The 19,411-nt window shown below is 71.1% G+C and carries 1 protein-coding gene (only partly in view); it reads right to left on the bottom strand.

Features of this window, described 5'->3' with window-relative positions; genetic code table 11:
- Positions 1–19,411 carry the 5' portion of a type I polyketide synthase gene (locus B0F77_RS24995; protein ID WP_086665417.1) on the bottom strand. The gene continues 12,962 nt to the left of window position 1, outside the view, so only the first 19,411 of its 32,373 coding nucleotides appear in the window; the start codon lies at positions 19,409–19,411; the stop codon falls past the left edge of the window.

The following is a 19,411-nucleotide window of genomic DNA, read 5'->3' as shown; positions in this document are numbered from 1 at the left end:
CCCTGGGAGAGATCCCGAAGAACGCCGGATCGAACCCGGCGACGTCGTGCAGGAAGCCGCCCTGCACCGAGTAGCTCTTGCCCGCCTGGTCCGGATCGGCGTCGTAGATCGCGGCGGCGTCCCAGCCGCGGTCGGCCGGGAACCCGGAAATCGCGTCCCCGCCGTCGAGCACGAGGTTCCAGAGGTCGTCCGGCGAGGCGACGCCACCGGGGTAGCGGCAGGCCATCCCGATGATCGCGATCGGTTCGCCGGAGGTGTCGCCGGTGATCACCGGACCGGTCACCTCGACCGCCACACCGGCGATCTCCGCGAGCAGGAAGTCCGTCAGTGCCAAGGGGTTGGGGTGGTCGAAGACCAGGGTGGCCGGCAGTTTCAGGCCGGTGGCGGCCGTGAGCCGGTTGCGCAGGTCCACCGCCGTCAGCGAGTCGAACCCGACGTCGCGGAACGCGCGGTCCTCGGCCAGCGCGTCTCCGGAGGTGAACCCGAGGACCGTCGCCGCCTCCGTGCGGACCAGGCTCAGCAGCGCGCGTCGTTGTTCGACCGCCGGCAGGCTCCGCAGGGTGGCCGCGAACCCGCTGTCGTCCGCGACCGCCCGTTCGGCGTCCTCCGCCAGCTTGCGGACCGCGGGGATCTCGTCGAACAGCGGCGTCTGCCGGGCCGACGTGTAGACCGGGTAGTACCGCTCCCAGTCGATGTCGGCGATCGCCAGCACGGTCTCGTCGGCGTCGAGAGCCTGCCGCAGGCCGCTGAGCGCGAGCTGCGGATCCATGAACACGAGTCCGCTGCGGAGGATCTGGTTCGGGTCGACCCGGCCGAGTTCCATGTCGTCGGCCCAGATGCCCCACGACACCGCCGTGGCGCGCAGTCCCCGCGCCCTCCGGTTCGCCGCGAGCGCGCTGAGGAACGCGTTGCCGGCGACGTAGGCCGCGTGCTGACCACTGCCCCACATGCCCGCGGTGGACGAGTAGAGCACGAAGGCGTCGAGGTCCTCGCCGATCAGCTCGTCGAGGTTGCGGGCACCGGTCACCTTCGCGTTCAGCACCTCCGCGAAGGCGTCCAGGGTGGTGTCCGCGAGCGAATGCAGTTCGATCACGGCGGCGGTGTGCACCACGTTGCGGATCACGTGCCCGTCACCCGCGAGCCGGTCGATCAGCGCCGCCACCGCCGCACGATCGGCGATGTCGCAGGCGGCCACCTCGGCCGTGGTTCCCAGCTCCGCCAGTTCGGCGACCAGCTCGGGCGCACCGTCGGCGGCCAGTCCGCTGCGGTTGGTCAGCACGAGGTGCTCGGCACCCTGCCCGGCCAGCCAGCGGGCCAGGTGCCTGCCGAGCGTCCCGGTGCCACCGGTGACCAGGGTGGTGCCCCTGGGCTTCCACTCGCGGGCGGCCGCGTCGGGACCGGGTTCCGCGGGCACGATCCGGCGGACGAACGTGCCGGAGGCCCGGATGGCGACCTGGTCCTCGTTCGTCGCGCCGGACAGCACGGCCGCGAGTCGTTGTGCCGCACGGTCGTCGAGCACCTCGGGGAGGTCCACCACGCCGCCCCAGCGGTCGGGGTGTTCCAGCGCGGCCGTCCACCCCAGCCCGTGCACCATGGCCTGGAGCGGGCTGGTGATCAGGTCGGACCGGCCGGTCGACACCGCTGCTCTGGTGAGCAGCCACAGCGGAGCCTCGACGCCCTCCAGCGCCCGCACGAGCGTGACGGTGAGCGCGAGCCCCAGCGGCAGGGCCGGCCATGCCTCACTCGGCTGCTCGGCCGACGCCAGGGTGGACACGATGCCGGTCAGGCCGGACAGGTCGCCCAGCCGGTCCGCCAGCACGGCCGGGTCGAGGCAGGACGGGTCGGCGACGACCCGGCGCACGTCGGCGCCCAGCGAGACCAGGTGGGCGACCAGGTCGTCACCGTCGTCAGCGGACACCACGAGCCAGGTCCCGGTCAGCGACCCGGACGGCCGTGCGGTGACCGGCGCCCACTGGACCCGATACCGCCAGGAGTCCACAGTGGAGCGATCGGCCCGCTGCCTGCGCCACGTCGACAGCGCGGGAAGCACCGCGGCCAGAGCCTTTTCGTCGACGTGCAGGCTCGACGCGAGCATTTCGACGTTCTGCTCGTCCACCGCCGTCCAGAACTCCGCGTCGGCGGGGTCGGCCGCCGCGGCCGGTTCGAAGAACTGCGGAACCGCCCAGAGATGTTCGTGCTGGAACGCGTAGGTCGGCAGGTCGACCCGGTTCGCACCGGCCGCCTCGAACAGGACCGCCCAGTCGACCGGCACGCCTCGGACGAAGACCTCCGCGGCCGACGCGACGACCCGGGAGAGCCCGCCCTGGTCACGACGCAGGGTTCCGCTCACCACCGTCCGCACGCCCGCGTCGTCCACGACGTCCTGCACGCCCACCGTCAGCACGGGGTGCGAGCTCACCTCGACGAACACCCGGAACCGGTCGTCGAGCAGCTTGCGGATCGCGGGTTCGAACTCCACGGTCTGCCGGAGGTTGCGGTACCAGTACCCGGCGTCCAGCTCCGCACCGGTGAGCCATTCCCCGGTGACGGTGGACAGGAACGGGATCTCGGGAATGCCGAGCGTCACCGGCGCCAGATCGCGCAGCAGCTCTGCTTCGAGATCCTCGACCTGGGCGGAGTGCGAGGCGTAGTCCACCGCGATCCGCTTCGCCCGCACACCGTCGGCCGTCAGCCGTTCGACCAACGCCTCCAGTGCCTCTGGCACACCGGACACGACCACCGCGCGCGGCCCGTTCACGGCCGCCACGGACACCTGTCCGTCCCATTCCTGGAGCAGGGGTTCGATCTCGGCGACCGGCAGGGCCACCGACACCATCGCACCCCGGCCGGCCAGCGTGCGGGCGATGGCCTGGCTGCGCAGTGCCACGACCATGGCCGCGTCCGCCAGCGGCAACGCGCCGGACACGCAGGCGGCGGCGATCTCTCCCTGCGAGTGCCCGATCACGGCGTCCGGAACGACACCGTACGAGCGCCACACCTCGGCGAGCGACACCATCATCGCGAACGACGCGGGCTGCACGACGTCCACCCGGTCCAGCGAAGGCGCGCCTTCCGCGCCACGGACCACGTCGACCAACGACCAGTCGACGAACGGTGCCAGCGCGTCCGCGCACTGGGCCAGCCGCTCGGCGAAGACCGGGGACTCCTCCAGGAGCCTCGCCCCCATGCCGGCCCACTGCGCGCCCTGGCCGGGGAACACGAACACGACCTTGCCGTCGACATCGGCCACGCCCGTCACCACCGCTGCCGACGACGCGTTCGCGGCCAGCTCGGCGAGTCCGGAGGACAACTCGGCCTGGTCCGCGCCCAGCACCACGGCCCGGTGCTCGAACACCGAACGAGAACGCACCAGCTCGGCACCGATGTCGACGGGACGCGCGTCCTGGACCGAGCGAAGCCGCTCGGCCTGGGCGCGCAGCGCCGCCTCACCCCGCGCCGACAGGATCCACGGCACCACCGGGAGGTCAGCCGTGGCGACGCCGGCGGGTTCGGGGGCCGGCACCGCCTCCAGCACCACGTGCGCGTTGGTACCGCTGACGCCGAACGAGGACACCGCGGCGCGCCGTGGCCTGCCGGTCTCCGGCCACTCCGTGCTCTGGGTCAACAGCTCCAGGGCACCGGACGACCAGTCCACATGCGACGAAGGTGTGTCCACGTGCAGGGTCGCGGGCAGGACACCGCGGCGCATCGCCAGCACCATCTTGATCAGGCTGGCGATACCCGCGGCGGACTGCGTGTGCCCGATGTTCGACTTCACCGAACCGACCAGCAGCGGCCGTGCCGGATCCCGGTCCCTGCCGTAGGTCGCCAGCAGCGCCTGGGCCTCGATCGGGTCCCCGAGAGGAGTGCCGGTGCCGTGCGCCTCGATGGCGTCCACATCGGACGGAGCGAGCCCGGCGTTGGCCAGCGCCTGGCGGATCACCCGCTGCTGTGCGGGCCCGTTCGGTGCGGTGAGCCCGTTGGACGCGCCGTCCTGGTTCACCGCGCTGCCGCGCACGATGCCCAGCACGGGATGTCCGTTGCGGCGCGCGTCGGACAGCCGCTCCAGCACGACGGCCCCGACGCCCTCGGCGAGCGTCATGCCGTCGGCCGTGTCGGAGAACGCCTTGCAGCGGCCGTCCCTGGCGAGCGCCCGCTGCCTGCTGAACGCGATGAAGCCGTTGGGAAGCGGCATCACCGTGGCTCCCGCGGCGACGGCGAGAGTGCTTTCGCCGCTGGCGAGCGAGTTGCAGGCCAGGTGCAGGGCCACGAGCGACGAGGAGCACGCCGTGTCGACCGTGACGGCCGGGCCCTCGAGCCCGAACACGTACGACAGCCGTCCCGACAGCACGCTCGGGCTGGTGCCGGTGACCATGTGGCCTTCGGAACCGTCCGCGGCGCCACTGCCGTAGTCCTGGTACGACGAACCGACGAAGGCGCCGGTCCGGCTGCCGCGCAGGGTCGCGGGATCGATTCCCGCGCGCTCGAAGGCCTCCCAGGTGGTCTCCAGCAGCAGGCGTTGCTGGGGATCCATCGCCAGTGCCTCGCGCGGGGAGATCCCGAAGAAGCCGGGATCGAACTCGCCCGCGTCGTGCAGGAAACCGCCCTGGGTCGAGTAGGTCGTGCCCGCGTGGTCGGGGTCGGGGTCGTACAGCGCGGTGGCGTCCCAGCCGCGGTCGGCCGGGAACGACGTGATGGCGTCGCCACCCGAGGAGACCAGGTCCCAGAACTCCTCGGGAGAGCCGGCCCCGCCGGGGAACCGGCAGCCCATGCCGACGATCACGATGGGGTCGTCGGCGAGGGCCGCACCGGTGCCGGGTCCGCCGGACTCCCCCGCACCCGCGCCGAGGAGCTCGCCCAGGACGTACTCGGCCAGCGCCGCCGCGCTCGGGTAGTCGAAGACCATGGTGGTGGGCAGGGTGAGCCCGGTCGTGGCCGCCAGGCGCCCGCGCAGTTCGACCGCAGTCAGGGAGTCGAAACCGATGTCGCGGAACGCCCGCTCGGCGGGCACTTCGTCGACCGAGCCGTACCCGAGCACCGCGGCCGCCTCGGCACGCACCAGGTCGACCAGGAGCCGGAGCCGGTCCGCCTCCGCGAGACCGGCCAGCCGGCCGGCCAGTTCCCCGGCAGGGCCCTCGCCCCGCGCCGTGGCACCGGCGGGGGCGAGGACCTCGGGCAGCTCGCTGAACAGCGCACTGCGCCGGACCGCGGTGAAGATCGGGAAGTAGCGCTCCCAGTCGACGTCGGCCACCGTGATGGTGGTGTCCTGACGCAGGACGGCGCCGACGAACTCGGAGATGGCCCGCGCCGGCGGCAGCAGGCGAAGACCACGGCGGAGCAGGTCGTCGGACACGAGTTCGTCCGCGCCCATCCCGCCTTCGGCCCACGGCCCGTAGGCGATGGAGGTGGCCGTGAGACCGCGACCACGCCGGTGCTCGGCGAGTGCGTCCAGCACGGCGTTCGCCGCGCTGTAAGCACTTTGGCCGCCACTGCCCCACACTCCGGCGATGGATCCGAACAACACGAACATGTCCAGTTCGCGGTCCCCGAGCAGCACGTCGAGGTTGACCGCGCCCGCGACCTTGGCGGACATCACCTCGGCGAACACGGCCGGCGTCAGGGTGTCCAGCCGGTCGGAATGAGCCACGCCCGCGGTGTGCACGACACCGGTGACGTCGAAGCCGGCCAGCAACTCGGCGACCTGGCCGGGGTCCGCGATGTCGCAGGCGACGATGTCGACCCGCGCGCCCAGTTCGGTCAGCTCGGTTCGCAGCTCGTCCGCGCCAGGGGCAGCGGGCCCCCGGCGGCTGGTCAGCAGCAGGTGCCGCGTGCCGCCAGTGGCCAGGCGACGGGCGACCTCGGCGCCGAGCGCGCCGGTCCCGCCGGTCACCAGCACGGTTCCGCTGGTCACCAGGTCGTCCGCGAGCACGGGTACCGCTCGGCGCCGGGTGATCCTCCGGCCGAACACACCCTCCTGGCGAACCGCGATCTGGTCTTCTTCGACAGGTCCGGCGAGTGCGGCCACGAGCCCGCGGGCGGCCTGCTCGTCGAGCGTCTCCGGCAGGTCCACCAGACCGCCCCAGCGCTGCGGGACCTCCAGGGCGGCCGTCCGGCCGAAGCCCCACACCGCGGCCTGTCCAGGACGCTGCACGTGGTCGTTCGCCCCGGTGGACACGGCACCGCCGGTCACCGTCCACAGTGGAGCGCCGAGGTCCGCCTGGACGAGGTCCAGCGTGCGGGCGAGTCCGACCGTGAGCACGGGGTGCGCGGTGCTCGGCCGTTCGTCGAACGCGACCACGGACACGATCCCCGACAGGTCGGTGAACGCGGCGAGCTGGTCCTTCACTGCGCGGGTGTCGTCAAGCACGACGTGCTCGACCTCCGCACCGTGCGTGTGCAACGCCTGGCACACCGCCGCTACGGGCCCATCGGTCTCCGCACCGCTGACCACGAGCCATCGGCCGGCGAGCGACGTCGTGACGTCGCCCAGCCGCTGCCAGGTGACCTGGTAGCGCCACGACTCCAGCCGCGACTGCTCCCGCTCGGTCCGGCGCCAGGTCGACAACGCGGTCAGCAACGACTCGGGCGAGGTGACCTGTCCGTCCCGCAGGCGCAGCAGGGAGGCGAGCGCGGCCGGGTCGCCGCTTTCGACCGCCGACCACAGGGCGCTGTCCGCGAAGGACTCCTGCCCGCGCAGGCTCTCGGCCGGCGCCTCCGGCCAGTAGGCGACGTGCTGGAAGGCGTAGGTCGGGAGGTCGACGCGACGAGCGGGGCGTCCGGCGAAGAAGCGGGACCAGTCCACCGGCACGCCGGCCACGTGCAGCCGTGCGACGGCCGTCGCCGCGGCGATCTCCTCCGCGCGATCCGCTCGCAGGACCGGCACCGCCAGGGCGTCACCGTCCTCGCCGACGACGTCCGCGATCATGGCGGACAGCACGCTGTCCGGGCCGAGCTCCAGGAACGTGGTCACCCGCGACGCGCGCAACGCCTCGATCCCGCCGGCGAAGCGCACCGTCGCGCGAACGTGCTCGACCCAGTACTCCGGGGAACTCAGCTGTTCGTCGGTCGCCAGGGCTCCGGTCAGCGCGGACACCAGCGGGATCCGCGGCGCGGAGAACGTGAGCTCCTCGACCACCTGACGGAACTCGGCGAGCATCGGGTCCATCCGCGACGAGTGGAACGCGTGGGACACCCGCAGGCGCTTGATCTTGCGGCCGCTCGCTTCCAGCTGTTCCGCCGCTGCCAGGACCGGTTCCTCGTCGCCGGCGAGCACGACCGACCTCGGGCCGTTCACCGCCGCGATCGAGATCCCCTCGGTCAGCAGCGGAGTGATCTCGTCCTCGCTCGCCTGGACCGCGACCATCGCGCCGCCCGCCGGCAGGGCCTGCATCAGGCGGGCCCGCGCGCAGACCAGCGCACAGGCGTCGTCGAGCGACAGCACGCCCGCGACCCGCGCGGCCGCGATCTCACCGATCGAATGACCGGCGAGGTAGTCGGGCCGCACGCCCCACGACCGCACCAGTTCGAACAGCGCGACCTCGATCGCGAACAGGGCGGGCTGTGCCCATCCCGTCTGGTCGAGCAGTTCGGTGTCCTCGCCCCACATCACCTCGCGCAGCGGCCGGTCCAGGAACCGGTCGAGAGCGTCGATCACCGTGTCGAGAGCGTCGGCGAAGACCGGATACCGCAGGGCCAGCTCCCGGCCCATGCCGATCCGCTGGCTGCCCTGGCCCGCGAACACGACGGCGAGCCGGCCGGCCGGGAACCGCTCGGCCTCGACGACCCCCGCGCCGGGCAGACCTTCGGCGAGTGCCGTGAGTGCGCGCGTCAGCGACTCCCGGTCACCCGCCACCACCGCGGCCCGGTGCTCGAAGTGGGATCGGGTGGTGGCGAGCGAGAAGGCGACGTCGAAGTCGCGAACGTCCGGCACCCTGTCCACAAAGGACTTCAGGTGCGCCGCCTGGCCACGCAACGCCTCGGGGGACTTCGCCGAGATCACCCACGGCACCACCGGTGCGTCCACCGGTTCCGATTCCGGCTCCGGCTCGGGCTGTTCCAGGATCACGTGCGCGTTCGTGCCGCTGATCCCGAACGACGAGACACCCGCACGGCGCGGTCGATCCGCCTCCGGCCAGGACACCGTGTCGGACAACAGCTCGACCGAGCCAGCCGACCAGTCCACATGCGACGAAGGCTCGTCGGCGTGCAGCGTCTTCGGCACCACACCGTGGCGCAACGCCTGCACCATCTTGATGATCCCCGCGACACCCGCAGCAGCCTGCGTGTGACCGAGGTTCGACTTCACCGACCCCAGCAACAACGGCCGATCCCGGTCCTGACCGTAGGTCGCGAGCAACGCCTGCGCCTCGATCGGATCACCCAGCGTCGTCCCCGTGCCATGGCCTTCCACCACGTCCACGTCGGACGTGCGGAGCCCGGCACTGGCCAGTGCCTGCCGGATCACCCGTTGCTGCGACGGACCATTCGGCGCGGTAAGTCCATTGGACGCACCGTCCTGGTTCACCGCACTGCCGCGCACCACCGCCAGCACCCGATGCCCGTTGCGCTTCGCGTCGGACAAGCGTTCCAGCACCAGCATGCCGACGCCCTCGGACCAGCCCACGCCGTCCGCACGGTCCGAGTACGCCTTGCACCGGCCGTCAGGAGACAACCCACGCTGACGCGAGAACTCCACGAACGAACCCGGCGTCGACATCACCGTCACACCACCGGCCAGCGCCAACGAGCACTCGCCCGCCCGCAACGCCTGCATCGCCCAATGCAACGCCACCAACGACGACGAACACGCCGTGTCCACCGACACCGCCGGACCCTCAAGCCCCAACGAATACGCCACCCGGCCCGACGCGATGCTCGGAGCCGTCCCACTCCCCTGATGCCCCTCGAAATCACCACTGGCCAGCAAGGCGCCGTAGTCGTTGTACATCACACCCGCGAACACGCCGGTCTGACTGCCCCGCAACGAGACCGGGTCGATCCCCGCTCGCTCGATCGCTTCCCACGACGTCTCCAGCAACAAGCGCTGCTGGGAGTCCGTCGCCAGCGCCTCCCGCGGCGACATCCCGAAAAAGCCCGGATCGAACAACCCCGCGTCGTGCAGGAAGCCGCCCGACCGCGTGTACGACGTCCCGACGTGATCAGGATCCGGATCGAACAAGCCCTCCAGATCCCAGCCACGATTGCGCGGGAACCCCGACACCGCGTCCCGGCCCTCGACCACCAACCGCCACAAGTCCTCCGGCGAGGACACCCCTCCCGGATACCGGCACGCCATCCCCACGATCACGATCGGATCGTCCGACGTGATCAACGACGACGGCACGAGGTCGACGTTCCTGCGTCCCGCCACCTCCTCCAGCAGGAAACCCGCCAGCGCCTCGACCGTCGGATAGTCGAACACCAACGACGCGGGCAACCGCAAACCGGAACCCGACGCGAGCCGGTTCCGCAGCTCGACCGACATCAGCGAGTCGAAGCCCAGCTCCTGGAAGGCCTTGGCGACATCGACGGACCCGGAGTCGGCGTGCCCCAGCACGGAAGCGACCTGGGCCCGCACCAGTTCCACGACCACGTTCCGGCGCTCGTCCTCGGCCAGCCCGGACAACCGGCGCGCCAGCTCACCACCACCGGACACCGCCCGGCGCGCGGGAGCGCGAACCAGCCCGCGCAGGACTCCTGGAACGTCACCCTGCGATCGCAGCGCGCGCAGGTCCAGCCGCACCGGCACGACCACCGGCTCGCCGGCGACCAGAGCCGCGTCGAACAACGCCAGCCCCTGCTCCACCGACAACGCCGGCACACCCGACCGCGACATCCGCTCGAGATCCACGGCAGCGGCCATACCCGTGTCCCACGGCCCCCACGCCAGCGACACCGCCGGCAGACCAAGACCGCGCCGCACACACGCCAACTCGTCCAGGAACGCGTTCGCGGCCGCGTAGTTGGCCTGACCAGCGGCCCCCAGCACACCGGCCAAAGACGAGAACAACACGAAACCACGAAGACCAAGACCAGCCGTCAAGTCATGCAACAACCACGCCGCATCGACCTTCGGCCGCAACACCCCCGCCACCCGCTCCGCCGACAACGACCCCACCACGCCGTCGTCCGTCACACCTGCCGCGTGCACGATCGCCGTCAACGGATGATCCGCCGGCACAGCCCCGAGCAACCCCAGGACCTCAGCGCGATCGGCCACGTCACAGGCGACGACCGAGACCTCGGCACCCTGCGCGGCCAACTCCGCGACGAACTCCTCGTCCGCCACACCACTCCGGCTCGCCAGCACCAGATGCCGCATCCCGTGCCGCACCACCAGATGCCGAGCCACTTCCCGGCCGAGACCACCGGTGCCACCCGTGATCAACACGGTGCCGTCGGGATCCCAGCCCAGCTCGTCGTCCGAAGTGGACGGTGCCTGGACCAGTCGAGCGGTCAGCAGCTGTCCTTCTCGCACCACGACTTCCGGCTCACCCGAGCCCAGCGCCTGGAACAGCTGTTCCGGATCCACCGTGCCGGATTCCAGTTCCACCAGCCCGAACCGCCCGGGATGCTCCGAGGTCGCCGACCGCACCAGACCACGCACCGCGGCCGCCGCGATCCCGCCACGCGTCACGAAAACCAGCCGCGACCCGTCGGAACGCTCCTGACCCAGCCACTCCTGGATCAGCCCCAGTACCTGTGCGACCGCCTGGTGGGTGGTACCGACGACATCGCTCGGGTCGCACGGGACCGACGCCAGCACCACACCATCCGGCGCGTCCGCCAGTTCCTCGTAGACGTCGACATCGAGGTCCAGGCCTGTCCCGAGCAGAGCGACCGGCACGACGCGCGGGCCCGCCGCCGTCGCGACCCACTGCACCTCGTACAGGCCATCCCGGCCAGAGGCGAACTGGTCGGCGGTCACCGGACGCAACGTCAGCGCGTCGACACCGAGCACCGGCGCACCGGCGTCGTCGACCGCGGCCAGCGACACCTGCCCGGCTTCCGACCTGGTCAGCCTGACCCGCAGACTCGACGCGCCGGAAGCGTGCAGCGACAGGCCTTCCCAGGAGAAGGGCAGGCCGGCAGGGCTCTCGTTCTCGCCGTCCACCATCAGCACGTGCAGGGCCGCGTCGAGCAACGCGGGATGCACGCCGAAGCCGGCCGCCTCGTCCTGCCGGGCGTCCGGCAGCACGACCTCGGCGAAGTGGTCCCCGCCGGCGCCGCGCCAGGCTCGGCGCAGGCCCTGGAAGGCCGGACCGTAACGGAAACCCGCGTCGGCGAGGCCCTCGTAGCACCCGGTCAGCTCCAGCTCCTCGGCGCCGGCCGGAGGCCACACCGCGGCGAAGCCGGCGTCGAGTGCGGGCACGTCGGAGGTCAGCACACCACTCGCGTGCAGGACCCAGCCGGTGTCGCCACCGTCATCGAGCCTCGAGTGCACCCGGACGACCCGGCGCCCGTCGTCCTCCGGCACGCCCACCCACACCTGAACCTGCACCGCTGTGTGGTCGGCCAGCACCAGGGGCGCGACCATGGTCAGTTCGTCGATGCGGCCGCAGCCGACCTCGTCGCCCGCGCGCACGGCGAGTTCGGCGATCGCCGCACCCGGCACCAGGACCTGACCGAAGACGACGTGATCGGCCAGCCAGGGGTGCGTCGACAGCGACAGCCGTCCGGTCAGCACCACCTCGTCCGAACCCGCGACCGGCACCGCCGCGCCCAGCAACGGGTGCCGCACGGTCTCCAGCCCCAGCCCCGTCGCGTTGGCACCGAACGCCACACCCGTGGGCCAGAACTGCTCGTGGTCGAAGGCGTAGGTCGGCAGATCGACCAGCCGCCCCACGGGAACGATCTGCCGCCAGTCGAGGTCGACCCCGTTGACGTACAACCGGCCGAGCGCGGTCAGCAGTGTGGTTTCCTCGTCGCGTTCCTTGCGCAGCAACGGCACCGCCGGCACGTCGCCCACCAGAGCCGACAGGACACCGTCCGGCCCCAGCTCCACGAACATCGTCACGCCGGCATCGGTCAGCGCCTGGACACCGTCGGCGAACCGCACCGTCTCCCGAACATGCCGCACCCAATACTCCGGCGCAGCAAGCTCATCGGTCACCAACGCGCCAGTAACGTTCGACACCACCGCGATGCGGGGCTCTCCGAACGACAAGCCACCGACAACCTCGGCGAACTCCGCCAGCATCGGCTCCATCAACGGCGAATGGAACGCGTGCGACACCCGCAACCGCGACGACTTGCGATCGGCAAACGCCGCCAGCACACCATCCACAGCAGACACATCGCCCGCGATCACCACCGAATCGGCACGGTTCACCGCCGCGATCGACACACCCTCCGTCAGGTGCGGCATGACCTCGGCCTCAGTGGCCTGCACCGCCACCATCGCCCCACCCTCGGGCAACGCCTGCATCAGTCGTGCACGCGCACCAACCAGCGTGCAGGCGTCATCGAGAGACAACACACCAGCGACATGCGCAGCGGCCACCTCGCCGATCGAGTGCCCGCCCACGAAATCGGGGCGAACACCCCACGAATCCAACAGCCGGAACAACGCCACCTCAACCGCGAACAACGCAGGCTGAGCAAACTCCGTGCGGTTCAGACGATCCTGATCCGCACCCCAGATCACCTCACGCAGAACCGGGTCGAACCGCCGCAGCACCTCGTCCAGCGCAGCCTCGAACGCCGGGAACCGCTCGGACAGGCTTCGTCCCATCCCCAGGAGCTGAGACCCCTGGCCGGAGAACAAGAACGCCACGCGCTGACCGGCCGCCACACCACGGGCCACCTCGACGACGCCGTCCCCCGACGCCAGCAACACCGCCCGATGCTCGAAAACACTCCTGGCCGACAACGACCAGCCCACATCCACCCGTGAGTCCTCAATGGACCGAACACGGTCGACCTGAGCCGCCAGCGCGGACTCCGACTTCGCCGACACCACCCACGGCACCACCGGCACGTCCACCGGCTCCGATGCCGGCTCCAGCTCCGGCTGTTCCAGGATCACGTGTGCGTTCGTGCCGCTGATTCCGAACGACGACACACCCGCCCGGCGCGGACGGTCCACCTCCGGCCAGGAAACGGCCTGCGACAACAGCTCCACCGAGCCAGCCGACCAGTCCACATGCGACGAAGGCTCATCGACGTGCAGCGTCTGGGGCACCACACCATGGCGCAACGCCTGCACCATCTTGATGATCCCGGCGACACCCGCCGCCGCCTGGGTGTGGCCGAGGTTCGACTTCACCGACCCCAGCAACAACGGCCGATCCCGATCCTGACCATAGGTCGCCAGCAACGCCTGCGCCTCGATCGGATCACCCAGCGTCGTGCCGGTTCCGTGCGCCTCCACCACGTCCACCTCGGACGTGGACAACCCCGCACTGGCCAGCGCCTGACGGATCACCCGCTGCTGCGACGGACCATTCGGCGCCGTCAACCCATTCGACGCACCATCCTGGTTCACCGCCGAACCACGCACCACAGCCAGAACCCGGTGCCCGTGACGCCGAGCGTCGGACAGCCGCTCCAGCACCAGCATGCCCACACCCTCGGACCAGCCCACCCCGTCCGCACGATCCGAGAACGCCTTGCACCGCCCATCCGCCGCCAGCCCCCGCTGACGCGAGAACTCCACGAACGAACCCGGCGTCGACATCACCGTCACACCACCGGCCAACGCCAGCGAACACTCACCAGCCCGCAACGCCTGAGCGGCAAGATGAACGGTCACCAGCGAAGACGAACACGCCGTGTCCACCGACACCGCGGGCCCTTCGAAGCCGAGCACGTAGGACACCCGGCCCGACGCCACGCTCGGCGAGCTACCGGTACCCCGCAGGCCGTCGAACTCGTCAGCGGCCAGCAAAGCGCTGTAGTCGTTGTACATCACCCCGGCGAAGACGCCGGTCTGGCTGCCCCGCAACGACCGCGGGTCGATGCCCGCCCGCTCGACCGCTTCCCACGACGTCTCCAGCAACAACCGCTGCTGCGAGTCCGTCGCCAACGCCTCACGGGGCGACATCCCGAAGAACCCGGGATCGAACAACCCCGCATCGTGCAGGAACCCGCCAGACCGCGTGTACGACGTCCCCGCGCGATCAGGATCCGGATCGAACAAACCCTCCAAGTCCCAGCCACGGTTCACCGGGAACCCAGACACCGCGTCCCGGCCCTCAGCCACCAACCGCCACAAGTCCTCCGGCGAGGACACCCCACCCGGATACCGGCACGCCATCCCCACGATCACGATCGGATCGTCCGACGCGGCCAACGACGACGGCACGAAGCCGACAGGCCTGCTGCCCGCCGCCTCCTCCAGCAGGAAACCCGCCAGCGCCTCGACCGTCGGGTAGTCGAACACCAGCGTGGCAGGCAGGCGCACACCGGCCACCGTGGCCAGCCGGTTCCGCAGCTCGACCGCCGTGAGCGAGTCGAACCCGAGGTCCTTGAACGCACGGGCGGCGTCGACCTCGCCCGCGTCCGCGTAGCCCAGCACCGCGGCGACCTGAGCCCGTACCAGTTCCACGACCACGTTCCGGCGCTCGTCGCCGGACAGCCCGGACAACCGGCTCGCCAACGCACCGCCACCGGACACCGCCCGGCGCGCCGGGGTACGAACCAGGCCCCGCAGCACGGCCGCGACGTCACCGCCCGCGCGCAGCGCGGAAAGGTCCAGCCGAGCCGTCACCACCACCGGCTCGCCGGCGACCAGAGCGGCGTCGAACAACGCCAGCCCCTGCTCCACCGACAACGCCGGCACACCCGACCGCGACATCCGCTCGAGATCCACGGCAGCGGCCATCCCGGTGTCCCACGGCCCCCAGGCCAGCGACACCGCGGGCAACCCCAGCTCACGCCGGTACCGCGCCAGCTCATCCACGAACACGTTCGCGGCCGCGTACCCCGCCTGCCCCGCGGCCCCCAGCACACCGGCCAGAGACGAGAACAACACGAAACCACGAAGACCAAGACCAGCCGTCAGGTCATGCAACAACCACGCCGCATCGACCTTCGGCCGCAACACCCCCGCCACCCGCTCAGCGGACAACGACTCGATCACACCGTCGTCCAGCACGCCCGCCGCGTGCACCACCGCCGTCAACGGATGGTCAACCGACACACCCTCAAGCAGCCGCACGACCTCGCCGCGATCGGCCACGTCACAGGCAACGACCGAGACCTCGGCACCCTGCGCGGCCAGCTCCGCGATGAAGACCTCGTCGGCCACACCGCTGCGGCTCACCAACACCAGATGCCGCATCCCGTGCCGCACCACCAGATGCCGAGCCACCTCACGGCCAAGACCACCGGTACCACCCGTGATCAACACAGTGCCGTCCGGATCCCAGCCCAGATCATCGCCCGGCATGTCCGGCGCGACCCGTGCCAGCCGAGCGGCGAACAGTCCTCCGTCCCGCACCACGACCTCGGGCTCGTCCGTGCCCAGTGCCGCAAGGAGCAGTTCCGGCTCCGCGTCGCCGGAAGCCAGGTCCACCAACGCGAACCGGCCGGGATGTTCGGACATCGCCGACCGCACCAGACCGCGCACCGCGGCGTCCGGCAGGCCTCCTCTGGTCACGAACACCAGACGGGACCCGGCGGCGCGCTCCTCCCCCAGCCACTGCTGGACCAGAGCCAAAGCCGAGGTCGCACCACGGTGCGCCGACCCGATCACATCGTCGGCACCGCTTTCCAGCGTGACCAGGACGGTTCCGTCAGCTACCCCGGCGAGGTCCTCCTGCGGTTCGAGCCCGAGGCCGAGCCCGTCCCCGCCGACGACCGCGACCGGTGTGACCGCGGGGCCGGCGGCCAGCGGAACCAGGTCCACCCGGAAGCCGGAGTCCTTGGTGGACGACAGCTGGTTGTCCGCCACCGCACGGAGCAGAAGCGTGTCGACCGAAGCCACCACGCCGCCGGCCTCGTCCGCGGCGATGATCGAAACCGCGTTCTCGCCGGCACTCGTCAACCGCACCCGCAGCGAGGTCGCGCCCGCGGCGTGCAGCGTGACACCTTCCCACGAGAACGGCAGTGCTCCGGGAGTCACCGCGCCGGTGAAGGCCACCGCGTGCAGAGCGGCGTCGAGCAGTGCCGGGTGGATCCCGAAGGACGCACCGTCCTCGGCCTGCTCAGGCGGCGTGACGTCGGCGAACACCTCACCACCACGGCGCCAGACCGCGCGCAGGCCCTGGAACACCGGGCCGTAGGCGAACCCGGCATCGGCCAGTTCCTCGTACAGCCCGTCCAACGCCACCGGTTCGGCCTCGGCGGGAGGCCACTCGCGCACGTCGAACTCGACAGGTGGTGCGCCGGTCGTGAGTACACCGCTCGCATGCTGGGTCCACGGCTGGTCGTCCGCGTCGTCCGGCCGCGAGTTGATCGTCAGGGGCCGACGACCTGTCTCGTCCGGGCTGCCGACCCACAACTGCACCTGCACGCCGCCCTGCTCGGACAACACGAGCGGCACGGCCAGGGTCAGGTCTTCGACGACGTCGCAGCCGACCTCGTCACCCGCCCGGATCGCGAGCTCCAGCATGGCCGCGCCCGGCACGAGCAGGCTGCCGCGCACCAGATGGTCCGCGAGCCATGGATGCGACTCGATCGAGAGCCTGCCGGTCAGGAGAACGCCGTCGGATCCGGCCACGGAGATCGCCGCGGCGAGGAGCGGGTGCCGCGCGGCGCCGAGCCCTGCCGTGCGCAGATCGCCGAGGTCGGCGAACGCGTTCCGCGGCCAGAACCGCTTGCGCTGGAAGGCATACGTCGGCAGGTCGACGAGCTGGGGTGCAGCAGGCTCGAAGTAGCTCGCCCACCGCACCGGGACACCCTGCACGTGCAGGGCCGCCAGCGCGGCGGCGATCGCGTCCGGCTCGGCCTTTCCGTTGCGCATCAACGGAACGGCCGACACACCGTCGGCGCAGTCCTGGGCGAGAGCGGAAAGGACGCCGTCCGGCCCGATCTCCAGGAAGGTGATGATCCCGCGATCGCGCAACCACTCGACGCTGTCGGCGAAGCGCACCGTCCGCAGGACGTGGTCCACCCAGTAGTCGGCCGAGACCAGCTGATCGGCCGTTGCCTGCACGCCGGTCACCGTGGACACCACGGGAATCAGCGGCACCTGCGGCGACAGGCTCGCGACCACCTGGCGGAACTCCGCGAGCATCGGCTCCATCAGAGGCGAGTGGAACGCGTGCGACACGGTCAGGCGGCGGGTCTTGCGTCCCAGGTTCGCGAAGTGCGCGGCCACCGCCGCGGCGGCGTCCTCGTCACCCGCGACGACGACCGCCTCCGGGCCGTTGATCGCGGCGATCGACACCTGACCGGACAGCACCGGGAGGACCTCGGCCTCCGTGGCCTGGATCGCGACCATCGCCCCACCGGAGGGCAACGCACGCATCAGCCGTCCCCGCGCGGTGACGAGGACGGCCGCGTCCGCCAGGGAGAACACACCCGCGACGTGCGCGGCGGCGATCTCACCGATGGAGTGTCCGACCAGGAAGTCAGGCCTCACCCCCCACGACTCGGCGAGCCTGAACAGGGCGACCTCGACGGCGAACAGGGCGGGCTGGGCACAGCCCGTGTCGCTGAGCGCCTCGGCGTCCTCTCCCCACATCACGTCCAGCAACGGCTGGTCGAGGTGCGCGTCCAACTCGGCGACGACCTCGTCCAGGGCCTGCGCGAACACCGGGAATCGCTGGTAGAGCTGCTTTCCCATGCCGATGCGCTGGGCGCCCTGCCCGGTGAAGAGCAACGCGAGCTTGGGCCGGCCCAGCGTCACTCCCTCGACGAGGCCTGCCGCCGGTTCACCCGCGGCCAGCATCGCGAGGCCCGCCTGGAGGTCCTCGTGGTTCGCCGCGACCACGGCCGCGCGATATTCCATCGCGGACCGCGAACACGCCAGGGAGTAGGCGATGTCGGTCAGCTCGTTGTCCACAGTGGACAGCAGGCGCTCCGCCTGTGCCCGCAACGCGGCGCGCGTCCGGCCGGCCAGCAGCACCGGCACGGCGCCGGGCTCCCGGGCGGGAAGCGGCTCGGCCGGAGTCTCCGGAGCCTGCTCTATGACGGCATGGGCGTTGGTGCCACTGATGCCGAACGACGACACCGCGGCGCGGCGTGGTTCTCCCGTCTCCGGCCACGTGACGTTCTCGGTGACCAGGCGGACGGCTCCCGCCGTCCAGTCGACCCTGGACGAGGGCGCGTCCACGTGCAGGGTCCTGGGCACGACACCGTGCCGCATGGACATGATCATCTTGATCACGCCCGCCACGCCTGCCGCCGCCTGCGTGTGGCTGATGTTCGACTTCACCGATCCGAGCAGCAGCGGCCGGTCCTCGGGATGCGCCTGCCCGTAGGTCGCGAGGAGTGCCTGGGCCTCCACCGGATCGCCCAGCGTCGTCGCCGTGCCGTGCGCCTCGACCACGTCCACCTGGCCGGCGGACAACCGGGAGTTGATCAGGGCCTGTTCGATCACCCGCTGCTGGGAGGGTCCGTTCGGCGCGGTGAGGCCGTTGGACGCACCGTCCTGGTTGACGGCCGATCCCCTGATCACCGCCAGCACCTGGTGGCCGTTGCGCTGGGCGTCGGACAACCGCTCCAGGACGAGCACACCGACGCCCTCTGCCCACCCCGTCCCGCTCGCGGAGTCGGCGAAGGAACGGCAGAACCCGTCCACCGCCAGGCCACCCTGCTTGGTGAACTCGGTGAAGGTCGACGGGCTCGACATGACCGTGACACCGCCGGCCAGCGCGAGCGAACATTCCCCTCCCCGCAGCGACTGCGCGGCGAGGTGCAGAGCGACCAGGGAGGACGAGCAGGCCGTGTCGATCGTGACCGCCGGGCCCACGGTTCCGAAGGAGTAGGAGATCCGTCCGGAAAGGACACTGTTCGTGGTGCCGGTCAGCCCGAAACCCTCGATGTTGTCGTCCGGGCCGACGCGATAGTCCTGCGCCATCGCGCCCATGAACACACCGGTCGGGCTGCCCTTGACGGAGCTCGGGTCGATGCCCGCGCGTTCGAAGGCCTCCCAGGCCGCTTCGAGGACGACCCGCTGCTGCGGGTCCATCGCCAGGGCTTCCCTGGGTGAGATGCCGAAGAAGTCGGCGTCGAAGTCGGTGGCGTCGTGCAGGAAGCCACCACTCGCCGTGTCGGATCCGCCCAGGGCTTCGACGTCCCAGCCCCGGCCGGCCGGGAAGGCGGAGATCCCGTGCTCGCCGTTGACGACCATGCGCCAGAGATCTTCTGGACTGGCCACCCCTCCGGGATAGCGGCAGCTCATGCCGATCACCGCGATCGGCTCCGTGGCCGCCGCCTCCAGCTCGTGCAGCCGCTTCCGCGTGGTCTGCAGATCAGCGGTGGCGCGCTTGAGGTAGTCCCGAAGCCTCTGTTCGTGGTCCAT

Source organism: Lentzea kentuckyensis, assembly GCF_002150765.1.
GTDB lineage: Bacteria > Actinomycetota > Actinomycetes > Mycobacteriales > Pseudonocardiaceae > Lentzea > Lentzea kentuckyensis.
Note: the sequence above shows the minus strand (reverse complement) of the source record. Positions and strands in the feature narration are given on the sequence as shown.